Here is a 15,662-nt window from a genome sequence, read left to right on the forward strand (position 1 = left end):
TGTTTCAACTGCCCCGATGTGACCGTGACCGTGCCCACCACTTTTGTCACCGCACCGCTGCCGCCGCAGCCGGTTCTGCTTGCGCTGTTCGAGCGCATCAACGAAGGCGTGCTCCTGTTCCGTGATGACGGCAGCGTCGCCGTGGCCAATGCCGCCGTGCGCGGCATGCTTGGCCAGGCCGAGATCGACGCCGGCGTGGATCCCGCGCAATGGCTGCGCCAGCTGCTGCCGCCCGATGCCCTGGAGCACGCCCGCCTGCACGGCCACTGGAACGGCAGCCTGCCGGTGGGCGAACGCATGGTCATCGCCCACGTCTACCAGCAGGAAGATGCCGGCAAGCGCCACTATCTGGCCCTGTTCCGCCGCATCGAAGGCCAGGAAGACTACGAGCGCGAGCTGCAGCAGCGCCATGCCGAGCTGCGCCAGGCCTACCTGCGCCTCAACGGCACCCAGGAAAAACTGCTGCAGTCGGAAAAGATGGCGTCCATCGGCCAGCTCGCCGCCGGCGTGGCGCACGAGATCAACAACCCCATCGGTTACGTGCACTCCAACCTGGGCAGCCTGCAGGAATACCTGCGCAGCCTGTTCACCGTGATCGAAGCCTACGAACGCGCACTGCGCGCGCCGGACCCGAAGGCCCTGATTCCCGAAATCGACGATATCCGCAACCGCTTCGACATCGACTTCATCAGCCGCGACCTGCCGCAGCTGATGGCCGAATCGCGCGAAGGCATCGAGCGCGTCACCCGGATCGTGCGCGACCTGAAGGACTTCTCCTATTCCGGCCGCGACGAGTCGTGGAAGCTGGTCGACCTGCACTCGGGGCTGGAATCGACCATCAACATCATCTGGAACGAGCTCAAGTACAAGGTCGACCTGAAGCGCGAGTTCGGCCAGCTCCCGCTGGTGGAATGCCTGCCCTCCGAGCTCAACCAGGTGTACATGAACCTGCTGCTCAACGCCGGCCACGCCATTGCCGAACGCGGCACCATCACCGTGCGTACCGGTGTAGATGGCGACTACGCATGGGTGGAGTTCGAAGACACCGGCGGCGGCATCTCCCCGGACCTGCGCCAGCGCATCTTCGACCCGTTCTTCACCACCAAGCCGGTGGGCAGCGGCACCGGGTTGGGGCTGTCGATTTCCTACAGCATCATCAACAAACACCACGGGCGCATCGACCTGGACAGCACCCCGGGCGTGGGTTCGCGATTCCGGCTGGTGTTGCCGATCAAGCAGCCGCGTTAAAGCGCAGGTGTCCGCCGTTTGCTTCCGCCCGCGACCAACCATCGGGGGAGGGCGGCGGGTAGCCCACGGAGGGACTGTCAAAAACATGGATGTTTTTGCCAAGCCCCCATGGATGGGTTTACGGCGTGTCCCGTAGTGGGCTGCCCGTCGCCCTCCCCAGCACGTAGCAACCGAAACGCTGCTTTTTACTCACTCTCCGGCGAAGGAACAGCAACCGGCTGGGCAGTATTGGCGCGGCGTTGTTCTTCGTGGGTGCGGAACGCCTGGTGGATGTGCTTGCGCAGCTCGTCGTCGTTCCACGGCTTGGTCAGGAAGCGGTAGATCGCGCCCCGGTTGATCGCGTCGGTGACCGTGTTGAGGTCCGTGTAGCCCGACAGCACCAGCCGGATCGTGTCCGGGTACAGCATCTTCACCCGGCCCAGGAACTCCGTGCCGCTCATGTCGCTCATGCGCTGGTCCGACAGGATCACCTGCACATCGTTGATCGCCAGCAGGTCGAACGCATCGCGCACGTTGCCCGCCGCCAGGATCCGGTAGCCATCGCGGCGGAACAGCCGCACCAACGAACGCAGCACGTTCTCCTCGTCGTCCAGCAGCAGCAGCGTGCGGTCCGGGCGGGTTTCAGCGAACGCCTCCGGGCGCAGGTAGCGCCGGCGCAGCGTCATGCCCGCCGCGTCGGCCGACATCGGCTCGCCAAACAGATAGCCCTGGAACACATCGCAGTCGTTGCGGCGCAGGAAGCCCAGCTGGGCCTGCGACTCCACCCCGTTGGCGATCACCGTCATGCCCAGCTGATGGCCCATGGCGATGATCGCGCGCGCGATCGCCGCCTCGCGGTTGCCGGCCGGCGCGCTCTTGATGAAGCTGCGGTCGATCTTCAGCTTGTCCACCGGATAGCGCACCAGCGCGCTCAGGCTCGAATCGCCGGTACCGAAGTTGTCCAGGCTCAGGCTGATGCCCTCATTGCGCAGGTTCACCAGCGTTTCGTGCACGAAATTGACGTTGTTGGTCAGCGCACTTTCGTTGATCTCCAGCGTGAGCATGTGCGCCGGCACCCCCGCGGTCTGCATCAGCGCCATCACCTCCGCGAAGAAGTTCGGCCGCAGCAGCTGCAGCGTCGACACGTTCACCGCGATGGTGAAGTCATCGAAGCCCAGGTCGCGCCACAGCTTGGCCTGCTTCAGCGCGCCCTCCAGCACCCACGTGCCGATCTGCACGATGATGCCCAGCCGCTCGGCCGTGCGCATGAAGCGTTCCGGCACCAGCATGCCCAGCGTCGGCGACTGCCAGCGCAGCAGCGCTTCCATGCCCACCACGTGGCCATCGCGGGCGCTCACCAGCGGCTGGTAGCGCAGCTTCAGTTCGCCATTGGGAATGGCGTCCACGATCTGGCGCGCGATGATGCTCTCGCTGTGCGCACTGGACGGCGTGTTGACCGCGTGGATGCGCACCGCATTGCCGCCTTCGCGGGCGGCCTGGTACAGCGCATCCTCGGCATGGTCGAGCAGGCGTGAGGTCTCGGTTGCATGTTCCGGGCACAGGCTGACGCCGAGCTTGCCGGTCATGAACAACGTGTACGGCAGGACCGAGAGCGGCAGCTCCAGTTGCTGGCGGATCTCTTCGGCCAGGTCGTCCGGCAGCGGCAGGTCGGCGGTGCGCGGTACCGCGATCAGGAACTCATCGCTGCCATGCCGCCACAGCTTGCCGCGGCCACGCAGGTGGTGCTGCAGGCGCTGCGCTACCAGCACCAGTGCCTGGTCGCCGACCTCGGCGCTCATGTTCTCGTTGACCGATGCGAAATGGTCGATATCCACGTGCATCAGCATCAACGGCGTGCCACCGGAGGCGGCCTCGGCCACCATCGCCTGCAGCGCGGGATTGCCGGCGCCCAGCCGGGGCGGCGCGTCCTCGATGCTGACCAGGGGCAGGGAAGGGTTCCACATGACTCAGTATTCCAATGTATCGGGGGTGGCCACGCCGTCGCTGCGGTAAGGCAGGAACAGGTCGACCAGGGTGCCGGCGCCATGCGCCGACTCGATCTTGAGGGTGCCGCCGGCGCTCTGCGCGCGTTCGCGCATCACGATCAGGCCCAGCCCGCGGGGGCCATCGGGGTCGAACCCTTCGCCGTCATCGCGCACCTGCAGGTGCAGGCCATGGTCCTGCACATCCTGCAGCGTGAGGTGCACCTGGCTGGCGCGCGCATGGCGCAGCACGTTGGTCAGGCTTTCCTGGGCGATGCGGAAACAGGCCTGCTCGATCTCACCCTGCGGGCGCCGCGGCAGCGCCGCGATGTCGGCCAGCAGCTCGATCGGCGAGGAACGGAACAGCACCCCGGCCTGCCAGCGCAACGCCGCCTCCAAGCCCAGTGCATCCAGCTGCGGCGGGCGCAGCAGGGTGGAGATGTCGCGCAGCTTGCCTACGGTGGCGTCGGCCAGGTGGATGATCTGCTCCAGGTCCTCGCCGCGCCGCTGCGGATCGGCCTCATCCTGCGCCGCATACGCCGACAGCTTCATGGCGGTGATGGCCTGACCGATGTCGTCGTGCAGGTCGCGCGAGATCGCACGGCGCTCGTCTTCCTGCAGCGAGAACAGCCGCCCGGCCATCGCCTGCAGCTCGCGGTTGCTGGTTTCCAGTGCCTCGCGGATACGCTCCGGCTCGCTCAGGTCGCGCACGATCAGCAGCTTGCAGTTGCGGCCGCCATAGCGCACCTCGCCGACCGCAAGCCCGGCCTGGAAGCGCTCGCCGCCCTGGCGGCGCATGCCGATCACTTCGCTGCCGCTGCTGGGCAGCGGAATGCTGGCAAACAGCTGCGCGCGTACCCGGGCCAGGTCGGTGGCCACCACCAGCGCCGACAGTGGCTCGCCGAGCAGGGTGTGCTGGCCGTAGCCGAACTGCGCGGCAGCGCACGCGTTGGCATACAGCACGTGTTCGTCCGACAGGATCACTACGCCGTCGGGCAGCACCCGCACCAGCTCCCGGAACTGTTCCTCGCGTTCGCGCAGCAGCCGGCGTGACTGCTCGCGCTCGGTCACGTCCTGCAACGTGCCCAGCACGCGCGGCCGGCCGGCATCATCGGTGCCGCTCTCGGCGCGCAGGTGCACCATCAGCGCCCGCCCGTCCATGGCCAGCAGCGGCAGCAGCAGGTCGATCTGTACCCGGTCGCCGCGCATGTCCTGCAGCAGCTGTTCGGTCAGTGCGGCGGTGGTCGGGTCGGCGGGGACCAGCAGCTCCTCGAAGCGGTGCCAGCGCCGTGCTTCGGGCGGGCGCCGGCCCAGCAGGTGGTAGACCTGGTTGGAGTAACGACCCAGCCCGGTGGACGGGTCGACTTCCCAGGCGCCGATCCGCGCCATTTCGTGCGCTTCCTCGACACGGGTCAGCGCCTGGTCGCGGCGCCGCAGCGCCTGGTCTTCGCGGGTGCGGTCGATGGCGATCAGCAGGCGCGCCGGGCGCCCGGCGTAATCCAGGTAGTTGCTGCGCATCTCCATGCGCCGGGGCGTGCCGTCCTTGAGCACCAGATCGGCGGTGATCACGCACAGCTGGTCCGGTTGCGCGCGGATCTCCTCCAGCTTGGCCGCCAGCGCGGCTTCATCCCCGGGCGGCCACAGCGCGGTCATCGACATCGCGGTGAACTCGTCGCGGCTCCAGCCGAACAGGCTGCTGGCGGCCGGGTTCACGTCCAGGATCTCCAGGGTGTCCAGGTCGTAGACCAGGATCGGGCCGGGGTTGCCTTCGAACAGCTGCCGGTGCCGCTGTTCGGAGTGCTCCAGCCGCACATGGGTCTGCAGCACGTGCTGGGCCAGGGGACGCAGCAGCAGGTAGATCACCGCGCCGCTGAGGATGACGAAGAATGCCCCCTTTGCCGTCTGCCAGCGCGCGGCCGTGGCCAGGTCGGCGGTGAGCACCTGCACGGCGGCATCGCTGCACAGGATCCATACCAGCGCCAGCATCAGATAGCCGAGCACCACCCGCCAGCGGTCGCGGCGCAGGGCCTGGGCGAGCGGGTGGTCACGACGGTGCGGTGCGGGCGGGCCGGGCGGGACGACGGGCATGGGTCGCGACGGGATGGGGTTGGGTAGGCGGTCCATAGTAGTGGCTGGGACACCCCGGGCGCACGCAAGGCTCAACTATCGACCAGAACAGCCGCTAACGATTGCGTTCCCGGCTGTCGGGTGCGTTATCGGAGTCATACCGCGTGGACCAAGGCATCATCGCGAGTCTGCTGCAGCACCCCCTGGCCTCGGCCCTGGTCATCCTGGACCGGACCGGGCGTCCGCTCGCCGCCAACCCGGCCGCGCGCGAACATGGGTTGCCGGCAACCGTGGCGGCCTACGGCGAGCTGCTGGAAGACCTGCGGCTGCTGGCCGCCGATGGCGGGCTGGTGCCGTGCCAGCTGCCGGGCGGGCCGCGTGGGCGCTTCGATGGCTGGATGCGCGCCGTGCACGATGCCGACGGCAACCTGCTGGCCTTCACCCTGAGCGTGCCCGAACCGGTGGCCCCCTACGCGGGCAGCCGCTGGGAAGTAGCGCTGGACCATGCCGGCCATGGCCTGTGGGACTGGGACCTGCCCAGCGACGCGGTGAGCCGTTCGCAGCGCTGGCATGACGCGCCTGCCGGCGCGGACGAACACGCGTCGGCCGACGCCGGGCAGGCCCTGCTGGCCCCGGTGCATCCCGACGACCAGGCGGCGGTGCGCGCGGCGCTGGACGCGCACCTGCGCGGCGAGGGGGAGGTGTACACGGCCCAGTACCGCCTGCGCCACCCCGAAGGGGACTGGCGCTGGGTGCTGGACCGCGGCCGCGTGGTGGCCCGTACCGTTGACGGACAGCCGCTGCGCATGGTCGGCACCCACACCGACATCCAGGCACAGAAACAGATGGAAGCGCTGCTGCTGGAGCAGCAGGTGCACCTGCGCGAGGCGCAGCGCATCGCCAGCATGGGCAGCTGGTCGTGGGACCCGGACAGCCGCCAGTTCTGGTGGTCGCCCGAGTTCCGGGCCCTGCTCGGCGTGGGCGACGCCCCGTTGAGCAGCCGGCGGCACTGGCTGCGCCTGCTCGAACCGCGTTCGCGCGGCCTGCTGCGGCAGGCCTGGCGGCGCATGCTGCGCGATGGCAAGCCCAGCACGCTGGCGCTGGAGCTGCCGCGCGGAAACGACGGCGCGCTGCACCTGCGGTTGTGGATGCAGCCGCTGCTGGGCCCGGACGGGCGCATCCAGCGCCTGCTCGGCCAGGTCCAGAACATCACCGAACAACACCAGACCGATGCGCTGATCCGCTGGCGTACCGAGCTGCTCAACCGGGTCTCGGCGCTGGGCCGCATCGGCGGTTGCGAGATCGACGTGGCCACCCGCCACATGCAGTGGACCGAGGAGTGCTACCGCATCCACGGCCTGCGCAAGGAACCGATCAGCCTGGACCAGGCGCTGGCGCTGTACACGCAGGATTCGCGCGACGCCTTCGAGGCCGCATTGGCGCGCATTGCCGCCGGCGGCCTGCCGGAACAGCTGGACCTGTGCTTCTATCGCCAGTCCGGGCTGCGCATCTGGGTGCAGGTGCTGATCGAGCTGGACCATCGCGATGGCCTGCCGACCCGCTTCGTGGTGCTGTTCCGTGACATCACCCGCGAACGCGAAGCCAACGAGCGGATCGAGCTGCTGGCCCATTACGACCTGCTCACCGGCCTGCCCAACCGCATGCTGCTGCGCGAGCAGACCGCCGACGCCATCGAGGAAGCGCGCGATCGCGGCGCACCGTTGGCGATGCTGTTCATCGACCTGGATGGCTTCAAGACCATCAACGACACCTTCGGCCACGCCACCGGCGATGCGCTGCTCAAGGCAGCGGCGGCGCGGCTGCACCAGAACCTGCGCAACGCCGACCTGTTCGGGCGTTTCAGCGGCGATGAATTCATCGTGGTGCTGCGCGACCTGGCCGACCCGGAAGATGCCGGGCACGTGGCGCGCAAGCTGATCGCCTCGCTGGCCGAGCCGCTGCAGCGCGGTGACACCACCTTGAAGGTGGGCGCCAGCGTGGGCATTGCGATGCTCGACGAAGGTCGCACGGATTTCGATTCGCTGCTGCGCGCGGCCGATGCGGCCATGTATGCCGCCAAGGAAGCCGGGCGCAATACCTACCAGTACTACAGCCAGGACGCGCTGCTGCGCATCCAGCGCAAGCTGGAGATCGAGCACGCGCTGCTGGGCGCCATCGAGCGCGAAGAGTTCAGCCTGGCCTACCAGCCGCTGCTGCATGCCGCGCAGGACCAGCCACCGGCCATCGAGGCGCTGCTGCGTTGGCACCGCCCGGGCATCGGCTACTGCAGTCCTGCCGAGTTCATTCCCATTGCCGAGAAGTGCGGCGAGATCGTGCGCATCGGTGACTGGGTGCTGGCCGAGGCCTGCCGCCAGGCGGCGGTGTGGGACCGGGCCGGGCTGAAGTTCGACCGGATCGCGGTGAACGTGTCGGCCGTGCAGCTGCGCGACCACGGCTTCGCCGAACGGGTGATCGACATCTGCCACGCCCATGGCTGGGCGCCGCAGCGGCTGGAGCTGGAGCTGACCGAATCGGCCCTGATCCGTGACACCGACGTGCTGCGCCACTGCTTCGATGTGCTGGAGCGGCACGGCGTGCCGCTGGCGGTGGACGATTTCGGCACCGGCTTCTCCAACCTGCACTACCTCAACCGTTTCCCGGTGGGCCGCCTGAAGATCGACCGCAGCTTCGTGCAGGGCATGCTCCACGATGCCGGCACCGCCGAGGTCACCCAGGCCATCGTGCACCTGGGCCACGCCCTGGGCATGAAGGTGGTGGCCGAAGGCGTGGAAACCGAGCAGGAAGAAGCGATGCTGCGCCGCCAGGGCTGCGATGAGATCCAGGGCTACCTGTACTCGCGCCCGCTTACCCCGCGTGACCTGGCGCAGTGGCTGAAGCTCGGTGGCGGACAGCTGCAGGCACTACCGGCAGTGGTCGGCGAATCGCCCCGGGTTCCGGTCGCGCCGTAACCGCCCGCGGGCGTTGCACGCGCTGGAGCATCAGCAGGTCCGGTCATCAACCGGACCTGCTTTTTGCTATGTGGCGTCGGTAGATGCGGACGCGTCCAGCGCGGTCCCGCTCAATCCCAGGTCCCAGGCCAGTCCCGCCAACGCGGGATCCAGCGGCGCTGCCGTCGGGGCCGTTGCCATCATCCCAGCCAGTTCCCATTGCGCCTGCTGTTCCAGTACCGCCAACAGCGCACGGCCGCTCTTCGGTGGCACGGGCACCGGGGCAGGGTGGATGACCTCGCCCACGGCGTCGGGCGACGCGCCGTTTCCGGCAGGTATCAGTGGGCTGGGGGCAGCGTTCAACAGCATGCGGCAGTCTTCAACAGTGGGGTCAGGGTGCTACACGCACGAAAGCCCCGGCAATGCCGGGGCCTTCGAGGAATGACGTTGCCGGCACCAGTCACGGATCAGAACAGTTCAACCGCACCGGCTGCCATGCTCTGCTGGCTCACCGGCTTGTGCGGCGGGCGTTCCCATTCGCTGCGCATTTCGCGCAGGCGGTTGCCGGTACGCTGCAGCGCGGTGGCCACTTCGGCATCGAACACGCCGCCGTTACGGTGCAGCAGTTCCTGCAGGCCCACCGCTTCGCGGTTGATCGAGGTCAGGCGGTCCAGGTGGGTGTGCACGCCGCCCAGGGCCTGGGTAGCGATGTCCTCGAACTGCAGGGCGCGCACGGCTTCGGCCACGCTGCTGTCGATGGCACGGCCGCACTCGGAGATCTCGCGCATGCCTTCGCCCAGCGAGGCGTTGATCTGGGCCACGTTGTCGAGCATGGCGGCGGCTTCGTGACGCGCTTCGCGGGAGCGGTCCATGTCGCGCGAGGCCATGTTGGAGACCGTCTCGCGGACCTTGGCGATCGCATCCTTGGAGCTGTGCGCCAGCTTGCGGATCTGCTCGTTGAAGGTGGTGGAGCGCTCGGAGAGGTTGCGCACCTCGTCGGCGACCACCGCGAAGCCGCGACCGGCTTCACCGGCACGCGCCGCTTCGATGGCCGCGTTCAGCGCCAGCAGGTTGGTCTGGTCCGCGATGGACTTGACGTCTTCCAGCAGCGCGAAGATGCCATCCAGGTGCTGCGCCATCTGGTCGATGTGCTGCACGGTATTGCTGCTCTGGCCGCTGACCTGTTCCAGCGCTTCCACCAGCTGTTCCATGCGGTGGCTGGCGTGCTGGGCGAAACGGGCCACGTCGACGCCGGCGCCACCGTCTTCACCGGCGCGGTCGACGATGCGGGCCAGTGCCTGGCTCTGCTGGCGGGACTTGCGGTTCATGGCATCGAAGCTGCCACCCAGGCCGGCCACGGCCTGGCGGATCAGGTCACGGGCGCGTTCGATCTCGCCACGCGAGCCGTCGATTTCGTTGCCGACGAACGAGCGCAGCTCGGTCAGCAGCTGGTCCTGTTCCCGCATCATGCGGGCATGCTCGGGCGAGCGCTGGGTCTGGGCGCGGGCGGTCCACCACGCGAACCCCAGCCAGCTGAGCGTCATCGTGGTCAGGATCGCCCAGCGCAGGGCGGCCGGCCATTCAAAGCCGATGGCGAAGGGAAGCAGCAGGGTCAGGACCAGGGGGGCGGCCAGACTAGTGAAGAGGCGTGAGTACATGGACGTTCTCGGGGAGGTGCACGGAGGATGTATCGGCCGTACCCCCGTTTGCTTTAGCCACGGCGCACTTTTTTGTGCGCCGGTGGGTGACGACCGTTGGTCGTCACTCCTTTCCGTCAGCGAAGCTGACGGTCAACCGCTTCGATCATCGCCTTGCGCGAGATCAGGAAATCCCAGTACTGGCCGCCGGTCTGGCGCCACAACACCGCCGAACGCACCGCCGCCAGCAGCAGCGCGCGGATCTCGGCCACCACCCCGGCCTGGGCCAGGTAGTGCGGATTGCCCTGGACCATCACCCGCGGCTTGAGGTGGCTGATGGTGTCGGCATACAGCCCGCCCAAGCTGGACAGCACGTCCGGGTGGGCGCTGTCGTTCAGCTCGGCGGCCTGGCGCTGGGCGCGGGCGATGCCCTGGCTGACCTGCTCGACCACCGCATGCTCGCGCACGAAGCGGCGCTCCAGCTGCAGCACGGCCAGGGCCAGCCGCGGCAGGATCTCGTCCTGGCCCTGGCTGCGGAAATAGTTGTGCAGCAGGCGCAGGCCCGGGGCCAGGTTGGCGGCGCTGCCGTAGATGGCCTGCGGGCTGTCGGCGTCGATCCGGAACACGCTGTCGATGGCGGTGCGGACCACGCTGGCCTCGGAATGGCCGGTTTCGGCGATGCGGCGCACCTGCTGCAGCGCCTGGGCGATGCCAGCCAGGGCAAGGACGCGGTCGTCGATGGAAAAACTCATGCAGCAGATACCTCGAAGGGGGAAGGGGCGGTGCGCAGGCGCTGCTCCAGCGGCGCATCGGTGGCGGCGATCACCGCGCCACCCAGGCATACCTCGTCGTCATACAACACCAGGGATTGCCCGGGGGTGACGGCACGCTGCGTCCGCGCGAAACGCACGTCCACGCTGCCATCGTCGCGCACCCGCACCGTGCAGGGCTCGTCCGGCTGGCGGTAGCGGGTCTGTGCGGTGCACTCGAACTGCCGGGCAGGCGGTGACCCGGCGATCCAGTGGGCGGTTTCCGAATGCAGCCGGGTCGACTGCAGCCAGGGGCTTTCACGGTCCTGGTCCACGTACAGCACGTTGCTGGCCACGTCCTTGCCCACCACGTACCACGGGGCCGCCGGGCGGCCACGCACGCCGCCGATGTTCAGGCCCTCGCGCTGGCCCAGGGTGAAATAGAACACCCCGGGGTGCTCGGCGATGCGGTTGCCGTCCGGGTCCTGGATCTCGCCGGTACGCGCCGGCAGGTAACGGCCCAGGAACTCGCGGAAATCGCGTTCGCCGATGAAGCAGATCCCGGTCGAGTCCTTCTTGGCGTGGGTCGGCAGTCGCGCATCGCGGGCGATGCGGCGCAGGTCGTTCTTCTGCAGGTCGCCGATCGGGAACAGGGTGGCGGCCAGCTGGGCCTGGCCCAGCTGGTGCAGGAAGTAGCTCTGGTCCTTGCTGCGGTCGGCGCCGCGCAGCAGCGCCCAGCGCCCGCCCACCTGGGCGATGCGGGCGTAATGGCCGGTGGCGATCCGCTCTGCACCCAGCTCGCGGGCCGCATCCAGGAAGTGCTTGAACTTCACTTCGCGGTTGCACAGCACGTCCGGGTTGGGGGTGCGTCCGGCTGCGTATTCGGCCAGGAAGTGTTCGAACACGCCCTGCCAGTACTCGCTGGAGAAGTCGCGGAAGTGGAACGGGATGTCGAGCAGGCCGCACACGGCCACCGCATCGCGGCGGTCGTCTTCGGCACGGCAATCGCCGCTGCCGTCGTCGGCCCAGTTCTGCATGAACAGCCCGGCCACCGGCTCGCCCTGCTGGACCAGCCGCCAGGCGGCCACGGACGAATCCACGCCGCCGGAGACGCCGACCATGATGCGCGGGGTGCTCATGCAACCTCCTTCACGATCGACAGCGGATGGCGCTGGCCGGCCAGGAAGTCGGCAACGACCTCCCAGACCAGTGGACTGCGCAGCCGGGACGGCTCGGCCTGCAGCTGGGCCGGGTCCAGCCACAGCGCGCGCAGGATGCCGGTGTCCAGGGGGCGGGCCGGGTCATGCGAGATCGGCTCGGCCGCGTAGGCGAAGCGCAGGAACGGCGTGCCGTCGGGCGCGGTCCACTGGTAGGTGCCGATGAAGGCGGTCAGGCGGACGGTCCAGCCCGATTCTTCCAGGGTCTCGCGCACGGCGGCGGCGGCCAGGCTTTCGCCCGGCTCCAGGTGTCCGGCCGGCTGGTTCAGCACCGCGCGGCCGTCGATGGCTTCTTCCACCAGCAACAGGCGCCCGTCCCGCACCACCACGGTGGCCACGGTCACATGCGGCGCCCAGCGCAGGTCCTGCACTTCGTTCACGTCAGTATTCGTCCGTTCCAGTCAATTCAAGTTCCATCGCATCGGCGGTGTTCATCGCCGCCTCGATGGCCTCGCTCAGCGCATCGGCGCTGGCGTTGGCATCCACCTTCACCACGAACATGGCCAGCTGCTCCTGCTTGACCCAGCCGCCCAGCTTGGCGTCCTGGGAGTCTTCCAGCAGGCGGTTGGCCACCGCGGCGGAGAACTGCTTGCCCGGCGCGTTGTAGCCCGGCGACCAGATCTCGCGGATGCGGTGCTTGCCGTACTCTTCCACGGCCGAGCGCACGAACACCAGCTGGGTGCGGTCGCCTTCGACATCGAACACCAGCTTGTAGTCGCCGTCCTCGTCGATCTCATAGGGGTACTTCAACGTGTCCAGCACGCGGCCGACGGCCTTGTCAGGCGTTGCGGCCTGGGCCCCGAACACGGTGGCGGTCAGCAGCAGCGCGGTGGCGATCCTTTTCATGAAATCCCTGTGAAAGTATGTGTCCATGAGTGGATTGTGACGGGGGCAGGGGGCCAACGTCCAATCCGGCCGGTGCGGCGTCTATAATGTCCGGATGCCCCGCGAGCCCTCCCAAGAACCCCACCACGACCACGGCGTAGCGCTGGAGCCGGCCCGGCCGGAGGTCGCGCCGCCGCCGTTCTACCAGGTGATGCTGCTGAACGACGACTACACCCCGATGGATTTCGTGGTGACCGTGCTGCAGCACTTCTTCTCGATGGATCTGGAAAAAGCCACCCAGGTGATGCTCAACGTGCACACCCGTGGCCGTGGCGTGTGCGGTGTGTTCACCCGCGAGGTGGCCGAATCCAAGGTCGCCCAGGTCAACGAGTTCTCGCGCATGAACCAGCATCCGCTGCTGTGCACGATGGAGAAGGCGGGGTAACACCCCGTTCGACGGCACAGCCGGCCGGTGGCCGTTCCCGGCCCCTATGCCCGTCCATGAGGGAAAGAGCGCCGGGGACCGCCAAGGGGGCGGGGCGCCTGCAATCGGTCGATGACGTCCCCATCACGGGTGGGCAGCCAATGCTGGCGGTGTCTGGGGCATGATCGCGCAAGTGATAACGCCATCTGAACGCACCGATCCAGTAGGGTGATGGAAATTGTGCAGGTAGGCCGCATATTGTTCTCAACTGCCGCCGGAGTAGAACATGTTCAGTAAAGACCTCGAACACACCATCGGTCAGTGCTACAAGCGCGCCCGTGAGGCCCGCCATGAGTTCATGACGGTGGAACACCTGCTGCTGGCACTGCTCGACAACCCGTCCGCCCAGGCCGTGCTCAAGGCATGCGGGGCCGACGCCGACCGCCTGCGCCAGGAGCTGGAGCAGGCCATCGAGGCCTCCGTCTCGCGCCTGGCCGAAGATGACGGCCGCGACACCCAGCCCACCCTGGGCTTCCAGCGTGTGCTGCAGCGGGCCGTGTACCACGTGCAGTCCTCGGGCAAGAAGGAGGTCACCGGCGCCAACGTGCTGGTGGCGATCTTCGGCGAAAAGGACTCCCACGCGGTCTATTACCTCAACCAGCAGGACGTGACCCGGCTGGATATCGTCAATTACCTCTCCCATGGCATCGCCAAGCTGGGCGAGGAGGGCGAAGTGCCGCCGTCGTCGGATGCCGAAGGGCGCGCCGAAGGTGGCGATGGCGAAGGCAAGGGCGATGCCCTGGCCGAGTTCGCCAGCAACCTCAACGAGGCGGCCCGCAACGGCCGTATCGATCCGCTGGTGGGCCGCCGCGACGAAATCGAGCGCACCATCCAGGTCCTGTGCCGCCGGCGCAAGAACAACCCGCTCTACGTGGGCGAGGCTGGCGTGGGCAAGACCGCCATCGCCGAGGGCCTGGCCAAGCGCATCGTGGAAGGCTCGGTGCCCGACGTACTGGCCGACGCGGTGATTTATTCGCTCGACCTGGGCGCGCTGGTGGCCGGCACCAAGTACCGCGGCGATTTCGAGAAGCGCCTGAAGGGCGTGCTCACCGCGCTGAAGAAGATGCCAAACGCGGTGCTGTTCATCGACGAGATCCACACCATCATCGGTGCCGGGTCGGCGTCGGGCGGCACCATGGACGCCTCCAACCTGATCAAGCCGGCGCTGGCCTCCGGTGAGCTGCGCTGTATTGGCTCCACCACCTTCCAGGAATACCGCGGCATCTTCGAGAAGGACCGTGCGCTGGCACGCCGCTTCCAGAAGATCGACATCGTCGAGCCCACCGTGGGCGAAACCTACGAGATCCTGCAGGGCCTCAAGCCCAAGTACGAAGCGCACCACGGCGTGACCTACGCCGATGACGCGCTCCAGGCGGCGGTGGACCTGTCGGTGAAGCACATCGGCGACCGCCTGCTGCCGGACAAGGCCATCGACGTGATCGATGAGGCCGGTGCCCGCCAGCGCCTGCTGCCCGAGGGTGAGCGCAAGGAGCTGATCGATATCGAGGAAATTGAAACGATCGTGGCCAAGATGGCGCGCATTCCGGCCAAGCAGGTCAGCGCCACCGACAAGGACGTGCTGCAGCACCTGGAGCGCAACCTGAAGATGGTGATCTTCGGCCAGGACCCGGCCATCGAGACGCTGTCCTCGGCGATCAAGCTGGCCCGTTCGGGCCTGGCCAACCCGGAAAAGCCGATCGGCAACTTCCTGTTCGCCGGCCCCACCGGCGTGGGCAAGACCGAGGTGACCAAGCAGCTGGCGCTGCAGCTGGGCATCGAGCTGGTGCGCTTTGACATGAGCGAATACATGGAGCCGCACTCAATCAGCCGCCTGATCGGTGCGCCCCCGGGTTATGTCGGCTTCGACCAGGGTGGCCTGCTCACCGAAAAGATCGTCAAGACCCCGCACTGCGTGCTGCTGCTGGACGAGGTGGAAAAAGCCCACCCGGACATCTTCAACATCCTGCTGCAGGTCATGGACCGTGGCGTGCTCACCGACACCAACGGGCGCGAAGCGAACTTCAAGAACGTGGTGCTGGTGATGACCACCAATGCCGGTGCGGCCCAGGCCTCGCGGCGTTCGATCGGCTTCACCCGCCAGGACCACGCCACCGACGCGATGGAGATCATCCGCAAGAGCTTCACGCCGGAATTCCGCAACCGCTTAGATGCGGTGGTGCAGTTCCAGCCGCTGGGCTTCGAGCACATCCTGCGCGTGGTGGACAAGTTCCTGATCGAGCTGGAAATGCTGTTGCAGGAAAAGCACGTCAGCCTGTCGGCCACGCCGACGGCGCGCGACTGGCTGGCCCGCCACGGCTTCGACCCGCTGATGGGCGCGCGCCCGATGGCCCGCGTGATCCAGGACAAGGTCAAGCGCCCGCTGGCCGACGAGCTGCTGTTCGGCAAGCTGGTCAATGGTGGCCGGGTCAGCATCGACGTGCGCGACGACGAACTGTTCGTCGAAGCGCAGGCCGAACCGGAGCGGCTGCTACCCGCAACGGTCGAGTAACCAAAAACGCCCCTCGC

At 67.8% G+C, this 15,662-nt stretch carries 12 protein-coding genes; 4 read left to right on the forward strand and 8 right to left on the reverse strand.

Annotated elements, in window-relative coordinates; genetic code table 11:
* Positions 1-18: 18 nt before the first annotated feature.
* Positions 19-1,248: an ATP-binding protein gene (locus NMB40_RS07415; RefSeq protein WP_448143990.1), complete on the forward strand. Its 1,230-nt coding sequence runs from the start codon at positions 19-21 to the stop codon at positions 1,246-1,248.
* A 185-nt stretch (positions 1,249-1,433) separates the two neighbouring features.
* Here the strand turns inward: NMB40_RS07415 and NMB40_RS07420 are convergent, their stop codons facing one another.
* Positions 1,434-3,191 carry an EAL domain-containing protein gene (locus NMB40_RS07420; protein ID WP_494360613.1) on the reverse strand — a complete coding sequence of 586 codons (1,758 nt, stop codon included), beginning with the start codon at positions 3,189-3,191 and terminating at the stop codon, positions 1,434-1,436.
* A 3-nt stretch (positions 3,192-3,194) separates the two neighbouring features.
* A complete protein-coding gene (locus NMB40_RS07425; RefSeq protein ID WP_494360614.1) occupies positions 3,195-5,297 on the reverse strand; it encodes a PAS domain-containing sensor histidine kinase in 2,103 nt (700 codons plus the stop codon).
* A gap of 143 nt (positions 5,298-5,440) precedes the next feature.
* Between NMB40_RS07425 and NMB40_RS07430 the strand changes: the two genes are divergently transcribed.
* Positions 5,441-8,245: a bifunctional diguanylate cyclase/phosphodiesterase gene (locus NMB40_RS07430; RefSeq protein ID WP_494360615.1), complete on the forward strand. Its 2,805-nt coding sequence runs from the start codon at positions 5,441-5,443 to the stop codon at positions 8,243-8,245.
* Between the two features lie 66 nt (positions 8,246-8,311).
* Here NMB40_RS07430 and NMB40_RS07435 read toward each other — a convergent pair whose 3' ends face one another.
* The 6 genes from NMB40_RS07435 to NMB40_RS07460 form a co-directional block, all read right to left on the reverse strand.
* A complete protein-coding gene (locus tag NMB40_RS07435) occupies positions 8,312-8,593 on the reverse strand; it encodes a hypothetical protein (protein WP_494360616.1) in 282 nt (93 codons plus the stop codon).
* 98 nt (positions 8,594-8,691) lie between these two features.
* Positions 8,692-9,882 carry a methyl-accepting chemotaxis protein gene (locus NMB40_RS07440; protein WP_068851775.1) on the reverse strand — a complete coding sequence of 397 codons (1,191 nt, stop codon included), beginning with the start codon at positions 9,880-9,882 and terminating at the stop codon, positions 8,692-8,694.
* Between the two features lie 116 nt (positions 9,883-9,998).
* Positions 9,999-10,613: a high frequency lysogenization protein HflD gene (gene hflD, locus NMB40_RS07445; protein WP_494360617.1), complete on the reverse strand. Its 615-nt coding sequence runs from the start codon at positions 10,611-10,613 to the stop codon at positions 9,999-10,001.
* The gene (mnmA, locus tag NMB40_RS07450; RefSeq protein WP_494360618.1) at positions 10,610-11,749 is read right to left on the reverse strand and encodes a tRNA 2-thiouridine(34) synthase MnmA; all 1,140 of its coding nucleotides are present in this window, start codon (positions 11,747-11,749) and stop codon (positions 10,610-10,612) included. The genes hflD and mnmA overlap by 4 nt, the downstream gene beginning before the upstream one ends.
* Positions 11,746-12,207 carry an NUDIX hydrolase gene (locus tag NMB40_RS07455; RefSeq protein ID WP_494360619.1) on the reverse strand — a complete coding sequence of 154 codons (462 nt, stop codon included), beginning with the start codon at positions 12,205-12,207 and terminating at the stop codon, positions 11,746-11,748. Before NMB40_RS07455 ends, mnmA begins: the two co-directional genes overlap by 4 nt.
* 1 nt (position 12,208) lies before the next feature.
* A complete protein-coding gene (locus NMB40_RS07460; RefSeq protein WP_282245179.1) occupies positions 12,209-12,673 on the reverse strand; it encodes a hypothetical protein in 465 nt (154 codons plus the stop codon).
* 94 nt (positions 12,674-12,767) lie between these two features.
* Between NMB40_RS07460 and clpS the strand changes: the two genes are divergently transcribed.
* The gene (gene clpS / locus NMB40_RS07465) at positions 12,768-13,097 is read left to right on the forward strand and encodes an ATP-dependent Clp protease adapter ClpS (protein WP_068851786.1); all 330 of its coding nucleotides are present in this window, start codon (positions 12,768-12,770) and stop codon (positions 13,095-13,097) included.
* A gap of 265 nt (positions 13,098-13,362) precedes the next feature.
* The gene (gene clpA, locus NMB40_RS07470) at positions 13,363-15,645 is read left to right on the forward strand and encodes an ATP-dependent Clp protease ATP-binding subunit ClpA (RefSeq protein ID WP_249834254.1); all 2,283 of its coding nucleotides are present in this window, start codon (positions 13,363-13,365) and stop codon (positions 15,643-15,645) included.
* Positions 15,646-15,662 lie beyond the last annotated feature (17 nt).

The sequence above is a fragment of the Stenotrophomonas sp. FBCC-B152 genome (genome assembly GCF_059134105.1).